Origin of the sequence: Paenibacillus sp. VCA1, from assembly GCF_031583795.1 — a bacterium.
Classification (GTDB): domain Bacteria; phylum Bacillota; class Bacilli; order Paenibacillales; family Paenibacillaceae; genus Paenibacillus_AQ; species Paenibacillus_AQ albilobatus.
The window spans coordinates 118,858-142,880 of the sequence record NZ_JAVLSX010000007.1 but is presented as its reverse complement, the minus strand read 5'-3'; the positions used below and the strand labels follow the sequence as shown (position 1 = coordinate 142,880).

Sequence of the window (24,023 nt, the reverse complement as noted above, 5' to 3'; positions counted from 1 at the left end):
ATATTATCTGAATTTGGGAAAAGGATCTTTCAGTTTGCGCCAATCCCCCTGCATTTCTTCCGGCGTCAGCAATGTCTCATCAAGGCTGCGTTCGATGCGTTCGCGATCCATTTCGATCCCGATAAATATGAGCTTGGTAACGCGATCGCCCCATTCGTCATCCCAATCCGGAGTTTTCGGAACTTCATTGCCAAAGTGATACGCCAGCTCTTCCTTGCTTAATGAGGCGACCCACAATCCAGCGGGGGACAACTGCTTGGAAGTCCCTGCGTGACTGAAAGAAATTGCCGTTTGATTTCGGGTTGCCAGCCACATGAGTCCCTTGGAGCGGACAATGGATTCCGGGTATTTAGCCATCCAGCGCATGAGCCTTTCCGGATGGAACGGAATTTTTCGCTTGTAGACAAAGGATTGAATGCCATATTCCTCGGTCTCCGGCGTATGTTCCTCCTTGAGCAGCTCTTTGATCCATCCGGCCGACTGGCTCGCTTTTTCAAAATCGAATCTTCCGGTATTTAAGATCTCAGCGGGATCTACCCGGCCATGCGTCGAATGAATGAGCTTGGCATCCGGCTGCATGGCCCGAAGTACTTTCTCGAGTCGCTCCAGCTCTTCATGGGAAACCAAATCGACCTTATTAATAATCAGCACGTCGCAAAATTCTACCTGATCTGTCAGCAGATGAACGACGCCGCGTACGTCTCCTTCCCCGACGGCCTGTCCCCGATCCATCAAGCTTTCATTGGAATAATAGTCCTTCCAGAATTGAGGAGCATCAACGACCGTTACCATCGTATCCAGTCTCGTCAGCTTCGTCAGGTCAATTCCGTTCTCTTCGTCAACGTAGCTGAACGTTTGAGCCACCGGAACAGGCTCGCCGATGCCAGTCGACTCGATCAGGATATAGTCAAATTTCTTGTCTTGGGCCAGACGCTCTACCTCAACCAACAGATCTTCACGCAGCGTACAGCAGATGCATCCGTTAGACATCTCGACCAGCTTTTCGTCCGTGCGGGATAAGCCTCCTCCATCACGGATCAGGTCGGCATCAATATTGACCTCGCTCAAATCATTGACGATCACTGCAACACGAAGTCCCTCACGGTTATTGAGCACATGGTTCATAATGGTGGTTTTACCCGCGCCAAGGTACCCGCTTAACACCGTAACAGGAATTTTATTCTTTTCCTTAGGTTTGAGCATTGTCACGATTCTCATCTCCTCCTCAATGGAAGATTATCTGGTGGATTTATAAATCGTAATAATTACGAATAACATGTTTTAAACTATATTCCTGTCTGTATGCATTTGTCAAGAGCTCGTTGGCTAAGCTTCCTAATACTGACTTTGTTAAAAAAGAAAAACCACTGATTTGAATCAGTGGTCAGATTGTTGAGAAACCCTGTCCTTTTATCAAAGGAACAGGGTTTCTTTCTTTGTTAGGACCCTAGAACTCAGAAAGAAAGGGATTACCCTTGTCTTTCCAGGCGATCCAGGTGGATCGCCATCTTCTTCATGTTCTGCACGGTGAGCAATAACAGCAAAAATATTCCGGCTCTGCTCTTCAAACCTCTGCAAATGGGCGTAGTTAAATAACCCGAGTCCAGAGCAACCGCCTCCACTTCGAAACCAAATCGCTCTCGTTGGCGATTCAATCGAGATAAGTAAGGTACGGAATCGTGAGCATTACCCGGCATTTTCAATTTATACTAACACTTCTTGTCACATGAAAATTCCATTAATATTTGATATAGGGGTACCCGTACGGAAAATGCGTTTTTATAATGCGTAAGCTTTGATTTATTTGAAGGCTAAACTTTGTTTTTTTGCACGTTCTGCAGTATTGCCAAACAAACTCCCTAAGATTCGGCTTTGTGGTCTCAGTACCCATGAAGCGATGTTAAGTGCGGCATACGAAAGAGGAAGAATCATATTAAAACCGTAATCACCATAATCATTAGCAAACGCATGAGATAAAGCCGCACCAGTCATTAAAAAGAAGATTCCGGCGTGAACCCATTCTTTAAGACGAGGAAAACCTGGCACGAGGAGAGCGATGGCCCCAAGTACTTTCCATATCCCGAGAATGGTCATGATGTATAATGGGTAACCAAGATTCGTCACTAACTCGACGTTCCCCCCATATTGCATGAGTTGCCCGATACCACTTAACATAATAGCTACCACAAGTAGTGATGTGACTGTCCAATAAGCAATCTTTTTTCCATTCGTTTTCATCCTAGATCCCTTCCTCCTTTTTATTTTCATCCTAGATCCCTTCCTCCTTTTTAAATGAATCAAACGATTTTTCCTTTTCACTTGATGGGTTTATCATAGTCTTAAATGATGTCAAAAAATGATACTGTTTAGGAGCCTCTATAAAAAAGCTAAACGGATTAATCGATCCTCCAACAGCTTACCTATGTCCCCCATCGTCTTGAATTTGCGACTGTCAAACAAGACTTCATGATCTAGACAATATAATATCATCAGCATTTTTTCCGGTACCTCATTTACGGTAAAACAAAAAAAGCCGCAACCACGCGACTTTTAAGCATCTATGCTCATATCATCCGACATCTTTTGTCTTATCGCTTTAAATTCTCATTGCAATTAACTTGGTAAATCCGTCCCCTTTGGCCCTCTTGATCCCTTTAACAAAATCACGTCGTTAGGTTTCACCCTGCTCCTCAATAATTGTACTGCTTCTTCCCTATATTCCCACTGCTTTCTTTTCCGATGCCAGCATAAGCTCAGCTGACAAGTGTTGTCAGCCAAGTTCAATCAGAATCGTTTTGATAATGTTTCGCGATTTCGTATGCCATTTCCCGTATCCGATGCTTCAGCTCCAGCGGCTCCCGAATGCGGATGGCCGTGCCGAACCTCATCAGATACATCGGAAGGTATTTGTTCATCGTCGGAACGTCGAGCAGAAACCGCGCCTCCCGATCGGTCCGTTCCGTCAAATAGTGGCGCAAATGCCAGTGAGCGCAAAGCGCGTTCAGCGTGTCAGGTTCTCCCTCGATACGGATAACTGTCAGCGGTCCGTCCGCCTCCCGTGCTTGTTCAGACTGATCGCGGAAAAAGTCGGACGCGGAAAATCGCTCCGGCTTTTCGAACGACGCTTCGGTCTGTTCCAGCCGCGCGATGCGGTCCACGCGAAACGTCCGCACTGCCTGCGACCGATGACAGAACGCGACAGCGTACCATTCGTTTCGGTCGTACGCCAACCCGTACGGATCGATTTTACGTTCGTCGGCCTGCTCCGCGTTCGCTTTGCGATAGGCGATGCGGATCGTCCGCCTGACCTTCTCCGCCTGTTCCAGGTCCCTGAGCAACGGAATAACGGAAGGTGGACGTGCAGGAGAAATCACATCCAAACCGCCCGTCTGAAGGGACAGATCGTTGCGCTGCTCTTCGTGCAGCCCGTTCTCCACCTTTGCAAGCGCGCTTTCCAGTTCCTCTGTATACGGATAGCCGGCGCCTTGCGCAAACTTGAACGCTTCCACAAGCGCCTTCAGCTCTACGCTGTTGAAGAACAATGGTGTTTCCTTGAAGCTTTCCAGTATGCTTATGCCTCCGTCATGTCCCGATTCCGCGACGACCGGCACGCCGCTGGCACCTAATGCGTCGATATACCGGTACACAGTGCGGACGCTGATCTCCAAACTCTCCGCGATCTGCGCGGCGGTGAGCTTCCTTCCGGAACGCAGCATCCAAAGCATGGACAGCATGTTATCCCATTTCGCCATAGGGAATATCCTCATTTCTTCAAAAATGAAACAAATTTTGGTATTGTTCATCTGTGCAAACGTTAGTTTTGCATGTTTCTAACCATCGATGAAGTTGCTCGTTCATTTCTCACTAGCAAGTTATACCATAGATTATAAGATAAAATGTTAGACTTTGTCCTCAATGACTGCAATTCCATCTGTTTCAAGAAGGCAAGATGGACGCGGAAATTCCGATACAAATAGAACGGTGACCAACGGTGGTTTATCTAATGAACCGGCTACCTCTTGAAACGCTTTGTAACCAATTTGCGGGTCATTCCCACGAACGAAATAGATATTTAGTTTGACCAGATTGGCGAAACTTGCATTTTCAGAAGCTAAAATAGTTGCAATATTATGTAACGTAAGACTTTATATCATCGATGCTCTGCTTCCATGAAAAATAAAAAAGCCTGCATTAAACATGCAGACCATTTTGAACCTTTTGACTTTTTCGATCTCAGCCCTGCTTTAACGAATGAGGACTTCTTTATCGCAATTAATTCAACATAAAGCCTCGTTCAAACCCGATCCGGCAAATCGGCCGTTTTGGCTTTCAAACCGTCCTTCACCTTAAATAGCGGAATGAGAGCCAGCACGCCCGCCAAAATGAACATACCGGCAAGGATAAAAACAGCGACAAGCGAAAACGCGTTTTTGGCGATTCCGGAAACCATCATGGTCACGACCATGGAACCCGTAAAGAGCGGGCTCAAAATCCCGTTGACCCGGCCGAGGAACGACTCTTCGGTATTTTGCATCATCAGCGTGTTGATCCCGATATTGACGCACGGAAAAACCAGGCCGCTAATGAACTGCAGCGCAAGCGTGACCGCATAATTCGTCGATAGTCCCATGGCAGCAGTCGTCAAACCGACGGCAGCCATGCTGAACGTGAGCAGCTTTTGCGGTGATACTTTGCTGGAAAAGCTCATAGCCGCGACGCCGCCGATGATCATGGCGATGCCGTTTATCAAGGAGAACCACTGCAGATCGGATTCCGGACGTCCAAGCCGCTCCGTGATCAGAAAGATGCTCAGCGGTTGGATCAGCCCAAAGCCAAGTCCGACCGCAAAAAAAGCACCGCCGAGATTCCGCAAAATTACGCTTGAACGGATATACCGAACCCCTGCTTTAATGTCTTCCCATACCCGCGCTTTTTCGCCTTCGCCATCCATCTTGCGGTCCCGCGGCAGAAACGAAAGCGAAGCGGCCGATAGCAGGAAAGCAATCCCCATGATGCTGATGGCCGTCTCGATGCCGTAGGTTTGGTACACGTACATGCCCACCACCGGCCCGAATATCATGAAAACGGCAAACAGCGTTTGGTAGGCAGACATCCCTTTTTGCAGCAAATGCTCCGGCACATGCAGCTTGAATAGCTTTAATCCGGCAGGCTGCGAAAACTGGGACAAGATGGACGACACGAACGTGGCGAAAAATACGATTTTCCATGAACCGAACATCATGGCAAGCAATATGGCCACAATGGAAGCGGCACTTAGCAAATCACAGCTTACCATCGTCCTCTTCGGCCTCCAGCGGTCCGCAAAGGTTCCTCCGACAAACGAAAACACGAAGATCGGCGCGTATTCCGCGACGGATATCAAGGAGACGGCAAACGCATCATCATGGGTCATTTTTTTCACGTACAGCAGTATAGCGATGTTTCGTACCCAAATCCCGATCTGTAAAAACAAGGTGGACATCAAAATCACCTGCACGAAACGGTTGCTCAGCAGGGATGATGCCGATGCTTTGGCATTCATATTTTTTTCTCTCCCTTTCCTTGGATAATGCCGTAACGCTGCCTTGTTCATGTAGCAACAAGCCTTCATCACAGAACAATGTTACACATTTTTCTTTCGATTCTTCGTTATCCCCCTTGTTTTTCCATTACATGCTGTTTTAAACGAATAAACAAAGAACGCGACCAACACTCTACTTGCTTAGAGATAGGATGGAATAGCCTTGTGCTTGTAGCTTATCAGCGAATTGAACGTATTCCTGCCCGATGATCTCTTCCGCACAAATAATGTAACATAACATTGTTACGTTGTAAAACGAAATTTTACTTTTTTTGAAAACCGAATACCTGCCTCGCTCCATAAAAAAGCAGCCCATCCCACGGTAGATTCAGGCTGCATTCTATTATATAAGCTGAAGCATTGTATTCAAGTCGGATTCGATTCAGTGGGTAACATCCATTTCTATAGGACAGGATCAGGTTATTTTATAAAAAATGCGTTCGCCGTTTAAAAACGGGATGCAGTAGTTGGCGCAAAGCCGCGGCATTCGCTCCTCCATCCAGGCATGCACCGATTCGTTCCCCATCTGAAAGGCGTAATATCCGATAATCGCGACGAGCATAAACCCTTCCAGTAGAGCGAAGTCCCTTTCATGCAGGTCGTCATGTCCAAAGTATCCTCGCAAAAAGATGTCTCTGTGCTCCGCTGGAATCATTAACGCCCCCATAGCCACGTCAAGCAAGTAATATCCGGGTCCGAAAAAGCCAAAATCGATCAGATGCAGTTTCCCTTCCGGAGATAAGATCACATTCCCCATTCCCAAATCGCCGTGAATAAGCCCCCATGAAGCGGGCGATGTACCGATCTTCCCGAGCCTGGCGTTGATCAAAAGGATGCTTTGTTCGATGACGTCGACGTCGGCGGGCGTAAAAAGACCGAGCCGCAGACCAACCCGAATTTTATTCGCCATTTCAGTATGATAAGCAATTCCTTGGGCGGGGCGGTTTTCCACAGTCTTGGATTGATATTGACGGTAAAAAGAATGTAGTTCTGCAATTTGTTGGCCAAACCTTTGAACCAGCCCTGCATCCTGGACGTCCTCTTTGCAAATATCTCTTCCTTCCAGCCACGTCAACAGCGAGCAGTTCAGGCGTTTTCCATCATGCTCAATGACCGTAATCAATTCTCCCTCTTCATTGCGAATGGGCTTTTGTACGACCAGGCTGCTCCCACCCGCTAAAGCCTCCAGCATTTCCAGTTCACCGAGCAGGCCGTCGTACGTATGCTGCAGTCCTGCCATGCTTTCTTTTACCGGCTCATGAATGCGCAGCAAATAGGAGCTGCCGCCGGCGTCACGAACCCGGTACGTGCGATTTTCGTTGTGCCTAAGAAACGTAATTTCCGGCCGATCGATGCCAAAACGGCTTGTGATTCGATACAGTTTCCCGTCCATCATCTTTACCCTCCCCCTTCGCTGCTATTTTTTATCCCTTTGAAAACAATCCTTTTGACAAAAACTTCTCGCCTCCTGAAAAATAATTCCGATTTGATCCAAGTATAGGATGAAAAGATATCCGGGAGCAACGAAAAAGGCAGGGAAAAGAATGTCTGAAGCGCTCTTTTTCCTGCCTTTATATCGGTTTTTATCTCACTTATTCGGGTGGTTGGTAACCAGCTCTACGGATTGCGATTCCATGATGGGGTTCCAATATTTCTTCACTCCGATGGTCAACGGCTGCGGATAGTTAAGGGCTTCTTTTCCGAAATTATAAGGGTTGTAGTCTTCCGTGTAATCATCCGCAGCTCTCGAAACCATATGCCCGCCTTGTGTGATGTTTTCCGGGGATAGCATTTTATGTTTTACGCCATTGGCATCCGTGAAGCTGTCCTCCAGCCACATCCCGAAGCTTTCCGACGCTTGCGCTTTTTCAAGCTTGAAATGAAACAAAATTTCACCCGCTCCTGGCGGCTTATCCGGTTCAATGATTTGAATGTGGGAATCGGGCGCCTCAATAATTTGCTTTTTGTTCAAATCGACCACGATTTTCATTTTGTTTTTATCCAATGCGGCCATGCCGGCGATTTTCAGTTCGGTGCGGTCCAGCCGGTCAAATTCATTGGTTTTAAACACCAGCGTGACTTTCGTATCGTCGGAAAACATCGTATCCGGATAATATACTTTTTTGGTTTCGTCCCCGCTTTTTCCGATCAAAACGGGATTTAGCAGCTTAAAAATTTGTTTGTCGTTGCTCTTGTCGTATTCAAGATCCACGTAGGTGTTCAGCGGCGTAAACTGCACTTGGCGCACGTTGATTTTTTGCCCGTCGACGATCAGCGTACTGCCCGGGTGGTAAATTCGCTCTTCGTTTTTGAACAAGTTTGGTTCGAGTGGAAGCGTAAATTTGAATTGATCCCGGTAATCGCCGCTGGTGGCGTCCCAAATTTTAACGCCTATCGTCGCGCCTTCCTTATAAGGAGCAGCTGGCACTAGGTTTGCCGTATACACATAATAACCTGTCTGTCCCGGCATGAGTGCATTACTGCCCATGGCATGCTTCGACTCCGCCCTTATAGAGGATGCTTCGACTCCTCCGAATTCGAGAAAATCTATTAAAGAATAGGCCGTATGATCCGTATGATTTGTCGCGCTGTACATGATATATGCTTTACGTCCATCCGTGAAAGCGCCCGCAATATCGATGCGGAACCCTTTACGCTCCACGCTTTGATTGATCGGCTTTACGATGCCTTTGTCGAGTGCGGCAGCGATGCCTTGATCGTGTTTGGCAATCGGGCGGAAAGATTCCAAATCTGCCGGTTGCGGTATGCTTGTCGTTTGCACGAGATCGTATTGTTTTTCCTTTGGCGCGACTCCCAGCGAAGACACGGTGATGAGTATCGCTGCCGCGGTTGCGGCGACGGCCCCGATTCCGTAGAATAATTTTCGTCTTCTCATTTCCCGGCTCCTCCCTTGTGCAATGCCTTTTCGTACCGCCGTGGATAGCTTCATCTCCGGCAGGTGATGAACTCTTCCGCTCACGTCGTCCGAATCCCGCTCCAGAATGCGCTGTTCTTTTTCCAGCATGTATCCATCGCCTCCTGTCTTTACAGATATTTACGAAGCTGTTTTAGCCCTTCGCGCAGCCAGCTTTTGATGGTGCCCTCCGGTTTTTGAAGCACCTTGGCGATTTCGGCTGTCGTCATGTCCTGGTAATATTTCAGCATCACGACGTGTCGGTACTTTTTCTTCATCTTGGCCATGGCCCGCTCCAAGTCGATCCGGTCGCTGCTTTTCATTTCCTGAACCGCTTCTTCCTTGATCGTTTCCGACGGGAAAACGCGTTTTTTGCGCCTCAGCTCGTCCATGCAGCAGTTGATCGTAATCCGGATCAGCCACGGCGTAAAAGCCTGCTCGTTTTTGAGTTTTTTGCGTTTCATCCATGCCCGGCAGGACACTTCCTGCACGATTTCAAGCGCGTCCGCTTCGTTCCGCATGTAGCTGTAAGCGATCGAATACAATTTGCGCTGCTCCTCCGCCAGGCATTTGAAAAAAGCTTCCTCGTCCATAACCCCTAAACTTGCGACGTTGATTTTGTTCATCGTGTTTTCCAACCATCACCGCCCCCCTTCTCTCTTTATTCCGGTATGAGATGGAAGTCTTTCAACTCTCACTAACATATGTAAGACGCTTCAGCTCCGAAAAACGATTAAAAAACATTTTATTATTTTATTCCGTTTGAATCCTTTACACGCAGCAAAACAGCCTCATGCTGGATGCACCAGGCTGTTTCGCGCAGACAACGGGTATTCAATTCATGTCTGAAGCAAACTGAACAAAACGATCTGCCCATTCCGCAAACGAAAACCGCTTGTTCCAGGTTACGCTATCGGTGGCATAGGCGCATCCCCAGTCTAGCACTCGTTGATGAAGAAGGTGAACCTTTAATCTATGAATCTCAGGTGTGCTTGCGTTTGTCAAGTTCATATAATCTGAAATAAACCGTTTGGCCAAGTCTTCCTGCCCTAGATCGAGATAATGCAAAGCTATCTTTGACAAATCGGCGATTCCGTCCCCAAAATAGGAGGTCGTAAAATCGATGACGCCGCTTACCCGCCAATCGTTGGCGCAACGCTCCATAAGAACGTTCTCGGGCTTGAAATCGCCCATCACAAAGGTCGGATTACTCAACGATCGGAAGAAGTGCTCCGATTCCTTTAACACATGATCTACCCAGCGCTGATCTTCGGCACGTATAACGGAATATTTCTGTGCGTCATCCAACCAAAATTTTATAGTCCCATAAAGCCAATTTCCGTAATTGTCCATAAAAGGTCTGATGCATCGATGAACGGGATCATATTCACCGAAACGTTCCGCTTTCCAAAGGTGGAATTGGTTTAATGTTTCGGCCAAACATGAAGCGATCCTCATCTGATCTGCATCCGACAACGCGGTTTGAATTTCAGGATTGTTAAAGTGCATACCGGGGAGACGGGGCATGAGGGCATAGCTCCATCCAAAAATATCGTTTTGTTCATCGATTATGTACGGAATCGGGACGGGCACGCCGCTTATTTCATGCAAACCTTCCACAAAAAATTTCTCCTCCACCCATTGTCCTTCATAAACAGGATTGCCTTTTAGCACGTATTCTCCTGCGGTAGATGCGATAAACATCGTCTGCTTCATGACGCCTTCCGCAGTCCGTTCCGATGATATAAGCTCTCCTAGATGAAACCGGTCAAGCATGCTCTGGATTTGCCCCGCGGCGATGCTGCCTAATGAATTCGAGGAAAAAAATATTTTGGTCGTCATCATTCAATTCCTCCATTCCCTGCTTAAAACCCTGTAATTGCAAGAGATTATTCTTTGCCCTCGCCCCATTTTTCTCCCCAGCTTCGCATTTCGGAAATAATGGTTTTAAAATCCCTTCCTTTTTCGGTCAAGGAATATTCCACGGTGACGGGCACGGTGGGAAGCACGGTCCGTTTAATGATTTCATTTTGTTCCAAATGGCGCAGCGTGTCGGTCAAAGATTTGGTGCTGATGTGCTTCAAAGTTCTACGCATCTGGTTAAAACGCTGAACGTCATGGCAAAACAGTTGTCCCAGAACCAAAAAGGACCACTTCCCCCCCAGTACCTCAATGGCCTGCTGGATGTTGTAAAGACACAGTTCTTCTTCCGTTTTTATGCTCATACATTTCTCCTATAAAAAAGATAGTAAATTCACTTTTTGAAACTATATTTAAAAATATTGCCTTCTTTAAATCTTATTTCATCCCAATTACACTATCAACAGCGGATTTATCACTTATTTGTAAAGCTAAGGAGGAAAAGGAATGTCTTCTAAAATAATTTTGGTCACTGGGGCTACGGGACAACAAGGAGGCGCAGTGGCAAGACAGCTGTCGGCAAACGGGTGGAAGGTTCGTGCCTTGGTTCGCGATCCCGGCCACCCCGCTTCGCAATCGCTTATGAACTCGGGGATCGAAGTCGTAAAGGGGGATTTGGAGGACTCCGATTCGTTGCTGCGCGCCATGAAAAACGTATATGGGGTGTTTAGCGTTCAATCCTTGGATCTAAATCATCCCGAAAAGGAAGAACTGCAGGGAAAACGTTTAGCGGAAATCGCCAAGGCAGCGAGAGTGTCGCATTTTGTTTACAGTTCCGCGGCTGGTGCCGATCGAAATACAGGAATTACCTCATTTGAAAATAAGGGAAAAATTGAGCGGTATATTCAAGCGTTAAATCTTCCGGCAACAATCCTTCGCCCTGTCATGTTCATGGAAAACTTTAGATTTACTCTCCAAAAAGTCGATGGCCGAATTTTACTTCCTTATAAAGGTGAAGCGGATACAAGAGTACAAATGATTGCCGTTCAAGACATAGGCGTATTTGCGAGGAAAGCTTTCGAGCAGCCGGATCAATTCATCGGACAATCGCTGGAGATTGCCGGCGATGAACTATCGGTCAAAGAGCTTGCTGAACATATAAGCCGTTTTTTTGCCACCGCTGCCGTCTATCCGCACTCGGCCCCCGTTCCGAAACATGAACACGACGGAATCAAAGCCACCCAGTTCTTTATCAGGGAAGGTTACAAGGCGGATCTGGAATATCTCAGACAGCTTCATCCAGATCTTTTGAGTTTTGCATCCTGGCTGCCGCGATCGAACATTTCATTTTAAATTGGGCATAGAGCGGAAGAAAAAAAGCAGCCCATCTTCATGAGCTGCTTGTTCCAAGCTTACGGAATCATCGCAATGACTTCAATTTCGACAAGTCCGTCCTTCGGCAGTTTGGCCACCTGAACGGCACTGCGGGCAGGGAACGGCTGCGCGAAATAGCTTGCATAAATCTCGTTCACTTTCGCAAAATCGTTCATGTCGTTCAGGAACACCGTCGTTTTAACCACGTGGGACAAGTCCGTGCCTGCGGCTTCAAGGATCGCTTTCGCGTTTTTCAAGGATTGATGGGTTTGCTCTTCCACCGTTGCCGGCATTTCGCCCGTAGCGGGATCGATGCCGAGTTGTCCGGAAGCGAACAGCAGATTACCCATGCGAACGGCCTGCGAATATGGACCGATCGCTCCAGGGGCGTTTGTCGTTGCGATGGGCTGAATCGTTGGTTGTGTCATGGTCATGGCTCCTTCTTCATTCTTTTTTAAGAGAAAACCTGATCTAATGCAATAATTGTCGGACCGAAGATTTATGCCGCGTACAAGACCGATAGGTGTCTTTCGACGGAAACGGTAAGAAAATGACGCGTACGCAATAAGGCTTGGGAAACCAACAATGATGTTCATATAATAATATTTTATTACTATGATATGAATTTATCAAGCATAAATAACATTAAACACCAACAAGGGATAGGCATGTTTCACCTATCCCTTGTTGTTAGCTACGATTTACATCGCTGCATGCGTCAATACTTCTCTCGTTAACGGGAGCTTATGAATCGTACGCAGGAAGCTGACCATCTGGCTTTCGGAATGCATAATGACGGAATGGGTTTCAGCTTTCTGGTTCTGCATATAACGAACGCCGTTCAAAAAATCTCCTCCCGTAATGCCGGTGGCGACGAAAATGACGTTTCCCGTTCCAACCAAATCATCCATGTAAAGCAGCTGACCGGGGTCCGGGAGTCCCATTTTTATTACGCGGGCCGTTTCTTCGGGGCCGTCCGGCAGCAGACGTCCTTGCATTTCTCCCCCCAGGCTTTTCAGCGCCGCAGCGGCCAGAACGCCTTCGGGAGCCCCGCCGGAACCGATATACATATCCACGTCGCTGTCCGTGGCCGCTTCGATGGCCCCCATGACGTCGCCATGGTTCAACAGCTTGATGCGGACGCCGGCTTTCCGAAGCGCCGCGATCAGCCCGCGATGGCGTTCCCGGTCCAAAATCGATACGGTCATCTCGGACATCGATTTGTTCAAGATGCCGGACGCTTTCGCCAGCGTCGTCTCGATCGGGTCGTCCAATGACAGGTGACCGGCAAGCAGCGGCCCTACGGCCAATTTCTCCATATAAATGTCGGGGGCGTGCAGCAGATTTCCTTCCGGTGCCGCGGCCAATACCGAAATCGCGTCGTTCAGCCCATTGGCCACCGTTTCGGTCCCTTCAATCGGATCGACCGCAATGTCGATTTTCGGGCCTTTGCGGTTCCCTACGTTTTCGCCGATATACAGCATCGGCGCCTCATCCATCTCGCCCTCCCCGATCACGACGGTCCCATCAATAGCCACGGAGTTCAGATGACTCCGGATCGCCGTGGTGGCAGCCTCGTCTGCGCTGTTTTTGTCTCCTCTTCCCGTCCAGCGAGCCGCCTCAAGCGCAGCTTTCTCCGTAATGCGAACGAGCTCCAAAGCTATTTGATGTTCCATTTTCTTTTTCCCTCCATCTATCCATGAAAGTATATTTGAACATTTTTAAAATCTTGAATTAGAAATATTGCATAATAAGACCTGCGGTTTCTTCAATCGCTTTATCCGTAACGTCGATGACCGGACAGCCTAACGATTCATACAACGACTGCGCGTATTTTAATTCGGCCTGCACGCGTTCCAGGGATGCATAATGGGCTTCGATGGGAAGGCCCAACGATTTGAGGCGTTCGGAACGGATTTTGACCAGCTGCCCGGCGTCGATATGAAGTCCGAAGATTTTGCCTGTCGTCACCTCGCGCAGCTGCGCCGGTGGGGCTAGCTCGGGAACGACGGGGTAATTGACGACCTTTTTCCCTTTATGGGCCAAAAAAATCGACAGCGGCGTTTTCGATACTCTGGATACGCCAAGCAGGATAATGTCCGCTTTGAGGATTGCTCCCACATCTTTGCCGTCATCGTTGGTGACCGCAAATTCAACGGCCTCGATGCGGCGGAAGTAGTCTTCGTCCAATCGGTGCAAAAGGCCCGGCAGCCGTTTCGGCGTATCGTTAAACGTATCGATGACCGCCTGCATCATGGGCCCCATAATATCGACGGTCCGGACGTTGAGACGAATGGATTCCTCCTTGATGGCCTCCCGAAGCTCCGGCTGAACGATCGTATAGACGACAAGCCCGCCGCGTACGGCCACTTCCTCCATCAACCGCGTGATTTCATCTTCATGCCGCACATTCATGATTCGTTTGATCTCCGTGTTCGTCAGCTCAAACTGCCGAAGGGTTGCCATGGCGACTGCTTCCGCAGTTTCGCCGATGGCATCCGAGCATATGGCTATAACACGAGTTGACGCCTGTTTCATCCCATTCCTCCCACTATTCCGGTGCTAATATCTCAAGCATCTTTCGAATGATATTCGTTTTGGAAATCCGTCCGACCACGCGAACCTCCCCGTCAACGCCGGACTCCGCGGGCACGACGACCGGCAGGCTGTCGATTTGGTGCGTGATGATCTTTCGGGCCGCATCCAGAACGGTGTCTTCCGGAGACACGGTCACCACATTAGCTCTGCGGGTCATGATAAAACTCACGGGCATGTTGGAAGCTGCCGCATTTCCAAGCGTCACTTTCAGCATGTCTTTGCGTGACACGATGCCAACGAGTTTGCCTTCTTCATCGGTAACGATGAGATGGCCCACGTTTTCCAGAAACAATGTCACCGCCGCATCATGGATCGTCGTCGTTTCCCGCACGATCACGGGAACGCCGTGAATATCGCCAACCTTCAGATCAAGGAGAGACGATTTGCTTTCTTCGGCCGCGGTTTTTTTGGTTCCCGGAAAGTAACCCACCTTCGGTTTGGCTGCAATGTAATCGAGACAGACGAGGATGGATAAATCCGAACGGATCGTCGGTCTCGTTAAATTGAGCATTTCGGCGATTTGCTCGCTCGTGACGGGAGCGTGCTTTTTGACGATATCGAGAATTTCCTGTTGGCGCGGAGTCAGTTTTATAATGGTGGCCTCCTCCCTGTGGCGATCAATTTTTCTGTCTGTATAATACGTCATATAAATAAATAAATCAATATATAATACATCCTATTTCATTTAAGACACCCTGATAATGAAATGAAATTCTTTATTTCTACGCACTTTTAAGGCGAATGACACCCCGTTTTCTTCACTTGATGACGTCTGACCTGGCTATCGAAAAATGAATAATTTCAGCGATTCCGCGCACGATAAGATTGGAAAACATGGCAGAGTCAATGCTCCGTTGTTATTTTGCTGAAATCCGAAGGAAACATGCCTATTTCGCATAACGACTTATACGTTTACCGATACATTTACGAACGCCGAAAGGGGAGAAAACGAATCCAATGATGTACACCGTTCTTATCGTTCTTGCCGTCATTGTCTGCGCCGCTTCGCTGTTCATGTCGATTTCCATCATGCGCAAACAACAGCATCATGAACAAGATCAGATCCATCCCACGGTCGCCAGACATCCGCTTCTCGCGAACCCCATTGTCATATTGTATTTGGCCATTCCCGTGCTGATCGTGCTCGGCGCGCTTGCTTGGTGGTATTTCGAAATCAAGGGACTAACTTAATTCGTCAGGAGTGTTCGACTTGGAAAAGAAAAGATATTACGTATCCGTTCAATCCCGAACGATCATGCAATCCGAAGGCGATTCGGCTTACGAGTTCGTCATCGAAGCGACCCCGGAAGAAATTACGGCGCTTCGCGGACTTTTCGACTCGATGCACCATTTTGACATGGAAACCTATTACCGTATGCATTATCCGGGGATTCCGGAGCATTATGACAGGGATAACGATTATTTCGAGCGCGACCTGAAGGATATTTATCAGTTGTTGTACCGCCTTGGGACGCAGGAAACGAAAAATCATATCACGTCGATGAACGTGCTCGAAGAAAGGCTTTAAGCGCCCAGCTCCTAATCGGCATCCCCGTTTCGCCCTAAATGCCAAAAAAAAAGATCTGCATCAGCCCCTTATCGGAGCCAAGCAGATCTTTTTATACAACCTGTTTATGAATTAGGACGTCATAATTATTGGACGGAATCGGCGTTGGCAGGCTGCCATTTTTCCATAAAATCGTTTAATTCGATGACCTGCCCTCCGTTCAGCCGGGATTCTTCCGCGGCAAAGGCGATCATGTGGCTGCGCACCGAAACCGACGCCGACGTTAACCCTTCTCCGCCGCTGTAATCTCTCACCTGATTCATGAAGCTTCGCACGATGCCGCTGTCCCCGCCGCCATGGCCGCTGGTTTGGACGGGAATTTCGATGGTTGTCTTCTGATGGGTAAGAAAATCATACAGCGTGATTTTGTCTTCTTCCCCGCGCAGCTCGCCCTGCGTCCCCATAATTTGAATCCGCCGTTCCTGCTCGAACGTAAAGCCGCACATGCTGAACATCGCCGTGGCGCCGCCTTCGAACTCCAAATTGACGACCTGATGGTCGACGACGTTGTTGTCGCTCCGGAACACGCAGCGGCCGTAATCCGTCTCCTGCAATCCTTTGACGATGTTGTCCCTGGACAAATCCGGCGTAAAATGCCTTGCCCACCCGCGGAACTCGTTGCTTAGATAAAAGCGGGGCGCGGAATATGCGCAATGGGGTTCCACGGCGCAGGTCAGGCAGCGGGCAGCCGAACCCTCCGGCGCATTGCCTTCATGAAAATACTTCAAGGACCCGAAGGAGCTGACCCGAACGCAAGGACGATCCATAAGCCAGGAGAGGACATCCATGTCGTGGCAGGACTTCTGCAGGATCATCGGGCTCGATTTGTCGGAATTGTTCCAGTTGCCCCGAACGAAGCTGTGGGCGATATGCCAATAACCGACGTTTTCGTTTAATTGGATGGAGACGATTTCCCCGATCCGCCCTTCCTGAATCACTTTTTTAATCGTGCTCCAAAACGGCGTATACCGCAGCACGTGGCAAATCGTCAGCAAACGCCCCTGATCGGCGGCCATCCGCTCCATATCGAGACATTCCTCCGGCGACGGCGACATCGGTTTTTCCAACAAGACGTGATATTTCTGCTTTAATGCCCGCATCGTGGGCCCATGGTGCATCCGGTCCTGCGTGCAAATGATGGCGATGTCGGCCATCCGCGGCTCTTTCAGCAGCAGCTCCCAAGATTCGTAGCACCGCTCCTGCGGGATGTTATGATCCTGCGCGAACTTGTCCCTGCGCACCGGGTCTGCCTCGGCCACGGCTACGACGTCCAGTTCATGCGGATAATCAAGCGCGTACCGGGCATACGCCCCTCCCCTTGCCCCCGCTCCGATTAATACAGCTGTCAGTTTGTTCATGTTTGTTCTCCCCTACCCTTTGGTTGATGGAAATCCTTACAGGGATGCCTTCGGTAGAATACGAGACTCCTGCGTATACGGATTTTCCGACTTAGTTTGTTATTTGGCGTAACGTTCGGATGCCGACTGATAAATCGCCACATAGCGGTCGACGCCCATTTTTTTCAAAGCCGCGACGTATTGATCCCAATTGTCGAACGACTCATTGCCGGTGATGAACTTATCCCGCATTTCGGTGACGTAGGTTTCGATGTCCGTCTGAATCGTCGTCAGCTCGCTTTGCTCCTCTTGCGTAAAGTTGAACGGCGGCCAGACCTGATCCTGCGGCAGCACGTAAGGTTCGGCTTTTTTGGCGTTTTCGACCGAAGTCGAAAGGCCTTCGGCCCCTTTAAAAAACTTTTGTTTGACGAATCCCGGATAATATCCGCCCGGCCAAATCAAATATTGCCCCACTGCCTGATCCAGGTTGAGACCCTTCGGATTGTTTTTGATTTCGTCGGTATAGTCGACGTTGCCGTTCGCGTCTTCGGTATATGTTTCATCCTTCCAGCCCATGAAAAAGAGCTTGATGCCTTCGTCGCTGTAGAAATAATCCATCCATCTCATCATCGCTTCCGGATGTTTCGCTTTATCCGTCAGCACGAACATGCCGATGTTGCCGAGCGGGGAACCGTAAGCGTTATACTGCTGGTCGCCATGCGGCCCTTTTAATACGGAAAGTCCTACATACCCTTTTTGGTTGTAGATGGCCACCGGATCCACGCTGTCGGACACGCCGAGCAGTCCTTGCATGCCTTTGGCATCGACTTCGGTGCTCTTAACCGAAACGATGTCCTGCTCAAGCAGCCCGTCTTTATATAGCTTGTTCACGAACTGGAGCAGTTCCTTATAACGCGGATCGGCTGGAATGAAGCGGATTTTGCCGGTTCCGGGATCCGTATCCACGTTTATGTTCGACGTGCCGTGGTTGTTCAGTCCGAAGGAACCCCGCAAATAATTGACGATGCCGGCCGTGCCGACCGCGCCCCATGCGATTTCGTCCTTTTGGCCGTTGCCGTTCGGATCTTTTTCCTTAAACGCCTTCAGCATGTTGTAAAAATCGTCCAGCGTCTCCGGCTGCTTCAGGCCGAGCTTATCCAGCCATTCCTGCTTTACCCACGGCGTGCCGTACAAAACGGATTTGAACTCGGGATCGTAAATGGTCGGCAGGCCGTAAATGTTTCCGTCCGGCATCGTGAGCCCTTTGGCGATGATCGGATATTTTTCCATCACGGCTTTGAAATTGGGAGCATATTTGTCGATCAGGTCGTTAAGCGGAATGAAGACGCCCTGTTTCCCGTATTTCAGCAGGTCGGACCTCGAAAAAGCCGAAGCGTAGAACATTTCCGGGTAGTCGTTGCCGGCGAGCAGCAGGTTCCGTTTTTCCTTCAACGTTTCGGTCTGGACGGTGTCCCACTGGACATGGATGTTCGACTTTTTCTCATAGTCCTTCCACAGCCTGATGTTGTTCCAATCCGCGTTCGCGAAAAATTTGGCGGCAAACGCTTTGACCGTGATGCTGTCGTTGACGATCGGGAAACCCTCCTGGTTGATTTTGGCGTCCGCCGCGTCCTGCGCTTTTCCGCCTCCCGAATCGGCCGATTTGCCTGAGCTGCACCCCGCAAGCAATGTAATGGAAACCAGGCAGGCTAGCAGCATGTTCCCCCTTTTGCTTCTGTTCATCTTAACCTTCCTCCCTTTGCCTCTTCTTTTATCCAATCAAGGGTTTACCCTTTGATGGCACCGATCATGACGCCTTTTACGAAATACCTTTGCAGGAACGGATACAGGATGAGCACCGGAATGTTGGCGACGACAAGCACCGCGTATTTGATGCCTTCCACTTCCCGCTGCTGCTTGATCGCCGATTCGGTGGACATTTTGACCATGTCGTTCGTTTGGCCTTGAATGAGAATTTCGCGCAGAATCAGCTGGAGCGGGAACTTGTCTTTATCCGAGAAATAGAGCAGCGCGTTAAAAAACGCATTCCAGTGTCCAACCGCGTAAAAAAGGATCATGACGGCGATGATCGGCATCGACAAAGGCAAAATGATGCGGGTCAAAATCTGGATGTTGGAGCAGCCGTCGATCGTCGCCGCCTCCTGCAGCTCGTACGGGATGGACTGCTGGAAGAAGGTGCGCATGATGATGATGTTCCAAATGGACACGGCATTCGGTATGACCATAACCCAGAAGGTATTCAGCATGCCCAGGTCTTTGATCAGCAGGTAGGTTGGAATAAGTCCGCCTCCGAAAAACATCGTAAACACAAAAAGCGCCATAATCGCATTTTTGCCCACGAAATCTTTGCGCGAAAGCGGATATGCGCCGAGCACGGTCATCACGAGGTTGATCAAGGTGCCGATGGAGGTATACAGGAGCGTGTTCGAATAACCGGTCAGTATGTCCTGGTTTTGGAATATTTTCGCGTAAGAGTTCAGGTTGACGCCTTTCGGCCATAGCAGCATCTCGCCGCGCAGCACCGTCTGCGGATCGCTGAACGAGGCGCTGAGAACGAATAGGAGCGGATACAGCACGATGACGGCGACAAGGCTGAGAATGATATAGATCATCACATTGAACACGCGGTCTCCGCGGGATTCCAGAAGCATGCCGTTTCCTCCTTACCATAGACTCGTTTCGCCCATCCGTTTGGTTACCCAGTTGACGGTAATGAGCAGAATGAAGTTCACGACGGAATTAAACAATCCGATCGCTGCGGAGAAGCTGTATTCGGCGCCCTGTATACCGGCACGGTACACGTAGGTCGCGATGATATCCGAGGTTTCCATGTTCAGGTTGTTCTGCATGAGGAGCACCTTTTCAAAGCCGATGCCCATAATGCTGCCGATGTTCAAAATGAGCAAAATGACGATCGTCGGACGGATGCCGGGGAGGTTAATATGCCAGATCCGTCGTATTCTGCCGGCACCGTCGACGCGGGCCGCTTCATGCAGCTGATGGTCCACGCCGGCCAGCGCGGCCAAATAGATGATCGAGCTCCAACCCATCGTCTGCCACACGTCCGAAAAAACGTAAAGCGATTTGAACCAGCCCGGTTGGGCCATAAAATCGATCGGACGCCCGCCAAATAAAGAGATGACGTGGTTAACCATCCCGTATCGGGGGGACAGAAAAATCATCATCATGCCGACGACGACGACCGTGGACAAAAAATGCGGCGCGTACGTGACGGTTTGAACGAATTTTTTGAATTTGGCCGACTTGGCTTCATTCATCAGAAGGGCGAGCAGAATGGGAATCGGAAAACCCAAGGCCAGGCTGTACAGCCCGAGCCCCAACGTGTTTTTGATCAAACGCCAGAAAAAATAGCTGTGAAAAAAACGATTGAAATGTTCGGTTCCGACCCACGGGCTTCCGGTAATCCCTTTCGTGGCGATAAAATCCTTGAACGCGATTTGGATGCCGTACATCGGAACGTAGTGAAAAAGAATGTAATACGCGACCACGGGCAAAACGAGCAGGTACAGCTGCCAGTTCCGGGCGATCCGGCTCCATTTCAATCGGGATTCCTTTTTCGGTTCCGGCGCCGTGCCGGTCATTGCGGAAACTTTGGCATTGGCCACATGGATCCCCCCTTGAGCTTGGACATGAGTTCGTCAAGTCATTATCAAGACGCAATAATTAGACTGTAATCAATTCCCTCCTTTCCCGATTTAAGCGAAAGCGTTCATGAAACCGATATTACGATGTGACAACTCTATATAAAGGTTCATGATCACGTGGAAAAATAGAATTTCACAGCAAATATGAATCGTTTTTGGATAATAATTTGGATATGATTCTCATCGTGTAATGCGAAGAAGTGTTCGGGATGGATCTTTCGAAAACGTTATATTCGCCATATCACACGTAATGTAAGCGCAACCAATTCATATCGAAAATAATTCATGATTTGCTGATTCCATGGTTTTTTTGGATAATTAGCCAAACCGTTTTTATTTTTTCATCATAATGCAGGGATATTTGGATTGTCAAACATTAATTTGGATTATTTTTGGAGTTTATTTGCAAATTGAATTGGAGATTGTTTTGATGCGAGGAAAAATACACGGCAAAAAAACCTGACACTCCATTTCGTATCAGGCTCTCTTTGAGGATCTATGGGGGGAATTACGTCACATTACATCATCTACGCCTGCTGTCTGACGTAATCGGAAGATTCGCGGACGACAAGACGGCAAGGCAGCAGTATTTTCGGCAGCGCCGGATAATCGCCGTCCAGGTAATCCATCATGAATTGGGCCGCCGCTTTCCCGATTTCGTATTTAGGGACATGCACCGATGTCAACGGCGGATTCGTGTACTGCGCAAACGAAATGTCGTCCATGCCGACAAACGCGATATCCTGCGGGATTCGCGCTTTTTGCTCGACCACGGCGCGCATGGCCGGAATGGCCAGCATGTCGCTCGCGCAAAAAATAGCCGTCGGCCATTCGCTTTTCGGACGGCCGGTAAGCAGCTCGGTAAGCATGCTGTAGCTTAAATCCACGGTCCAGTTGGTATTGATGATCAAATCCTCCGGCATCGAAAGGCCTGCTTCCATCATCGCGAATTTATAGCCGATATAGCGTTCGTCGTTGTCCATTTTCCGGGAATAAGCGGGTCCTCCGATAAAGCCGATCCGGCGGTGTCCTTGCTCAATAAGGTGGCGAACCGCGGTTCGGGCCGAAAAAATGCGGTCGCAATCGACGACCGGCACCGTTAAACGTTCATCGTTCAGGCTTACGCCAAGCACGGCCACGGATTCTTTTTCGAGCTGCTCGATCAGCGATTGGTCATACCAGCTGATGATGACGACGCCCTCGATCCCGTTTTCCTTGATAAGATTTCTGATCTGCTCCGCATCGCTCACTTCATCCAGCGTCCGCACGATCGCCGGGGGATGTCCGAGCTCGTTCATCCGGTCATGGAAACCTGCGAGCACCTCGCTGAAATACGGATGATTTTCGATCAACTGCTGAGGCACGACGCAGGCGATCCGTTTATGGGAGGCGTGTCCCGGCCGGCCGGATACCGTTTCTTCCTGAAGCGGGTATCCGAGCTCCTGCGCCGCTTCGCGGATTTTCCGCTTGGTTTCCTCATTGACCGGCCGGCTCGTATCGTTGCTGATCGCCCGGGAAACGGTCGAAATGGAAACGCCGACACGCTCTGCAATATCCTTTAGTTTCGCCAATGCTCCCTCTCCTCTCTTTGTCTATTTTTGGAGCCAAAAATTCCTCTTGTTAGATCATATCATAATTTGCTTTGCGAAAAGATGCAAAAATTCGGGAGAACTACAAATTTCGATGATCTTCATAAAGAAAACACACTTTCTAAACGATACGATGATGCATGAATCCAGCAAGTGTTAGGCCGTCCACAAGAAAAGGGGGCAGATCGAAACCTTCTCATCTCTTTAAAAAAAGACCCGCAGCGGTTTATCCGCTGCGGGTCTTTCGATTCACCGGCAATATGCCTTCCGGGTGAGTCAGAATCATCCAATGAGGAGTTTATTCTTCGAATTCGACGTTATGATACACATGCTGCACGTCGTCCAGATCTTCGAGCGCATCGATCATTTTCTCAAACTGCGGCAGGACGTCTGCCGGAAGCGTCAGATGGTTTTGCGCCAGCATGGTAATTTCCGCAACCGTAAACTCCGTAATGCCTGCCGCTTTGAACGCATCTTGAACCGCCTGGAATTGATCCGGCTCGGCGTATACGATCACGGCGTCTTCTTCGCTCACGATATCGCGCACGTCGACGTCGGCTTCCATCAACAGCTCGAGCACTTCCTCCTCCGTTTTGCCTTCGATGCCGATGACGGCCGTTTGGTCGAACATGTATGCAACGGAACCGCTCACGCCGAGGTTGCCGCCGTTTTTGCTGAATGCGGCGCGCACTTCGGATGCCGTGCGGTTGACGTTGTTGGTCAACGCATCGACGATGACCATCGAACCGTTTGGTCCGAAACCTTCGTAACGAAGCTCGTCATATACCTCATCGGAGTTGCCTCTCGCTTTTTCGAGTGCACGGTCAATGATGGCTTTCGGCACGTTATACGTTTTCGCGCGTTCCAGTACGACTTTCAACGCGCGGTTGGATTCGGGATCCGGCTCGCCCTGCTTGGCCACGACATAAATCTCGCGGCCGAATTTAGCGTAAACCCGGCTTGTATTTGCGTCTTTTGAAGCTTTTTTCTCTTTGATATTATTCCACTTACGACCCATACTTTTCCGCTCTCTTTCGCTATTGATTCTTGACTTCGGTCTAATAAATACACTGCTATATTATAGCTTGAATTGAGCGGATGAACAAGTTTCAGCATCGGACCGCATGAAAAGCGGCTGGAAAAAGGGTTCTTTCGCCATGTGTCGACACCGGAGATCGTTCCAATCCCGACCCGTTTTAATGTATAAGATCTTAGACGTTAAACAATGGTTTACATAACATTTATGTTGTTTACTTGATGATCGAGCTACTTCATGGTCAAATTTGGAACTTTCGCTGCACAAACATTGAAAATCGTCGAATAGTATACGAAATCGTAGTTTTATATCATTGTAGATCCTGGAAATATGGTTTATTTTAATATTGCAAATACTATTAATTGACAAAAATAACTTTAATTATATTAATCATTTCGGCAAAAGAAAGAAGAGTCAACGGGTTCTACAAGTCCCTTCAGTCCCCGCGCTCGTTGTTAACGTAACACAATCATGGATCACT

General features: G+C 48.9%; 22 protein-coding genes and 1 pseudogene. 3 read left to right on the top strand and 20 right to left on the bottom strand.

Annotated features, from left to right (window positions below; genetic code table 11):
• Positions 1-3 precede the first annotated feature (3 nt).
• The 10 genes and pseudogenes from RJP21_RS17365 to RJP21_RS17320 form a co-directional block, all read right to left on the bottom strand.
• Positions 4-1,203 carry a GTP-binding protein gene (locus tag RJP21_RS17365; RefSeq protein WP_310860612.1) on the bottom strand — a complete coding sequence of 400 codons (1,200 nt, stop codon included), beginning with the start codon at positions 1,201-1,203 and terminating at the stop codon, positions 4-6.
• A gap of 353 nt (positions 1,204-1,556) precedes the next feature.
• Positions 1,557-1,694 (bottom strand): annotated as a pseudogene (locus tag RJP21_RS17360) (IS5/IS1182 family transposase); the annotation flags it as partial.
• A 106-nt stretch (positions 1,695-1,800) separates the two neighbouring features.
• Complete coding sequence (locus RJP21_RS17355) at positions 1,801-2,238, bottom strand: DoxX family protein (protein WP_310860391.1); 438 nt, start codon at positions 2,236-2,238, stop codon at positions 1,801-1,803.
• 542 nt (positions 2,239-2,780) lie between these two features.
• On the bottom strand, positions 2,781-3,752 hold the full coding sequence (locus RJP21_RS17350) for a helix-turn-helix transcriptional regulator (protein WP_310860390.1): 972 nt from the start codon (positions 3,750-3,752) through the stop codon (positions 2,781-2,783).
• 542 nt (positions 3,753-4,294) lie between these two features.
• Entirely contained in the window at positions 4,295-5,542 is a 1,248-nt protein-coding gene (locus tag RJP21_RS17345) for an MFS transporter (RefSeq protein WP_310860389.1), read from the bottom strand.
• Positions 5,543-5,996: 454 nt separating this feature from the next.
• Positions 5,997-6,977 carry a phosphotransferase enzyme family protein gene (locus RJP21_RS17340; protein WP_310860388.1) on the bottom strand — a complete coding sequence of 327 codons (981 nt, stop codon included), beginning with the start codon at positions 6,975-6,977 and terminating at the stop codon, positions 5,997-5,999.
• Positions 6,978-7,169: 192 nt separating this feature from the next.
• On the bottom strand, positions 7,170-8,606 hold the full coding sequence (locus RJP21_RS17335) for a DUF4179 domain-containing protein (RefSeq protein WP_310860387.1): 1,437 nt from the start codon (positions 8,604-8,606) through the stop codon (positions 7,170-7,172).
• Positions 8,607-8,626: 20 nt separating this feature from the next.
• Complete coding sequence (locus tag RJP21_RS17330; RefSeq protein WP_160042292.1) at positions 8,627-9,121, bottom strand: sigma-70 family RNA polymerase sigma factor; 495 nt, start codon at positions 9,119-9,121, stop codon at positions 8,627-8,629.
• Positions 9,122-9,329: 208 nt separating this feature from the next.
• Positions 9,330-10,340: a phosphotransferase family protein gene (locus tag RJP21_RS17325; RefSeq protein WP_310860386.1), complete on the bottom strand. Its 1,011-nt coding sequence runs from the start codon at positions 10,338-10,340 to the stop codon at positions 9,330-9,332.
• A 44-nt stretch (positions 10,341-10,384) separates the two neighbouring features.
• The gene (locus RJP21_RS17320) at positions 10,385-10,720 is read right to left on the bottom strand and encodes a winged helix-turn-helix transcriptional regulator (RefSeq protein WP_310860385.1); all 336 of its coding nucleotides are present in this window, start codon (positions 10,718-10,720) and stop codon (positions 10,385-10,387) included.
• Between the two features lie 142 nt (positions 10,721-10,862).
• Here RJP21_RS17320 and RJP21_RS17315 point away from each other — a divergent pair, with 142 nt between their 5' ends.
• Positions 10,863-11,708 (top strand): NmrA/HSCARG family protein, encoded by an 846-nt coding sequence (locus RJP21_RS17315; RefSeq protein ID WP_310860384.1) that lies wholly within the window; start codon positions 10,863-10,865, stop codon positions 11,706-11,708.
• Between the two features lie 59 nt (positions 11,709-11,767).
• On the opposite strand, the gene RJP21_RS17310 is transcribed toward RJP21_RS17315, so the two are convergent.
• The 4 genes from RJP21_RS17310 to RJP21_RS17295 form a co-directional block, all read right to left on the bottom strand.
• Positions 11,768-12,157 (bottom strand): RidA family protein, encoded by a 390-nt coding sequence (locus tag RJP21_RS17310; protein ID WP_160041933.1) that lies wholly within the window; start codon positions 12,155-12,157, stop codon positions 11,768-11,770.
• Positions 12,158-12,430: 273 nt separating this feature from the next.
• Positions 12,431-13,405, bottom strand: coding sequence for a class II fructose-bisphosphatase (gene glpX / locus RJP21_RS17305; RefSeq protein ID WP_160041935.1), 975 nt, complete (start codon positions 13,403-13,405; stop codon positions 12,431-12,433).
• A 58-nt stretch (positions 13,406-13,463) separates the two neighbouring features.
• Positions 13,464-14,267, bottom strand: coding sequence for a pyruvate, water dikinase regulatory protein (locus RJP21_RS17300; protein WP_310860383.1), 804 nt, complete (start codon positions 14,265-14,267; stop codon positions 13,464-13,466).
• Positions 14,268-14,280: 13 nt separating this feature from the next.
• Positions 14,281-14,973: a CBS domain-containing protein gene (locus RJP21_RS17295; protein WP_310860382.1), complete on the bottom strand. Its 693-nt coding sequence runs from the start codon at positions 14,971-14,973 to the stop codon at positions 14,281-14,283.
• A gap of 311 nt (positions 14,974-15,284) precedes the next feature.
• Between RJP21_RS17295 and RJP21_RS17290 the strand changes: the two genes are divergently transcribed.
• Together RJP21_RS17290 and RJP21_RS17285 are read left to right on the top strand one after the other, a co-directional pair.
• On the top strand, positions 15,285-15,518 hold the full coding sequence (locus tag RJP21_RS17290) for a hypothetical protein (RefSeq protein ID WP_310860381.1): 234 nt from the start codon (positions 15,285-15,287) through the stop codon (positions 15,516-15,518).
• A gap of 19 nt (positions 15,519-15,537) precedes the next feature.
• A complete protein-coding gene (locus RJP21_RS17285; RefSeq protein WP_310860380.1) occupies positions 15,538-15,855 on the top strand; it encodes a hypothetical protein in 318 nt (105 codons plus the stop codon).
• A gap of 125 nt (positions 15,856-15,980) precedes the next feature.
• Here the strand turns inward: RJP21_RS17285 and RJP21_RS17280 are convergent, their stop codons facing one another.
• From RJP21_RS17280 to RJP21_RS17255, 6 genes are all read right to left on the bottom strand, one after another.
• Positions 15,981-17,252, bottom strand: a complete 1,272-nt coding sequence (locus RJP21_RS17280; protein WP_310860379.1) for a Gfo/Idh/MocA family protein — start codon at positions 17,250-17,252, stop codon at positions 15,981-15,983.
• 99 nt (positions 17,253-17,351) lie between these two features.
• Positions 17,352-18,974: an extracellular solute-binding protein gene (locus tag RJP21_RS17275; RefSeq protein WP_310860378.1), complete on the bottom strand. Its 1,623-nt coding sequence runs from the start codon at positions 18,972-18,974 to the stop codon at positions 17,352-17,354.
• A gap of 44 nt (positions 18,975-19,018) precedes the next feature.
• Positions 19,019-19,903, bottom strand: a complete 885-nt coding sequence (locus RJP21_RS17270) for a carbohydrate ABC transporter permease (RefSeq protein ID WP_310860377.1) — start codon at positions 19,901-19,903, stop codon at positions 19,019-19,021.
• A gap of 12 nt (positions 19,904-19,915) precedes the next feature.
• Positions 19,916-20,854 carry an ABC transporter permease gene (locus RJP21_RS17265; protein ID WP_310860611.1) on the bottom strand — a complete coding sequence of 313 codons (939 nt, stop codon included), beginning with the start codon at positions 20,852-20,854 and terminating at the stop codon, positions 19,916-19,918.
• A 590-nt stretch (positions 20,855-21,444) separates the two neighbouring features.
• Positions 21,445-22,488, bottom strand: coding sequence for a LacI family DNA-binding transcriptional regulator (locus tag RJP21_RS17260; protein ID WP_310860376.1), 1,044 nt, complete (start codon positions 22,486-22,488; stop codon positions 21,445-21,447).
• Positions 22,489-22,804: 316 nt separating this feature from the next.
• On the bottom strand, positions 22,805-23,524 hold the full coding sequence (locus tag RJP21_RS17255) for a YebC/PmpR family DNA-binding transcriptional regulator (protein ID WP_310860375.1): 720 nt from the start codon (positions 23,522-23,524) through the stop codon (positions 22,805-22,807).
• Between the last annotated feature and the right edge of the window lie 499 nt (positions 23,525-24,023).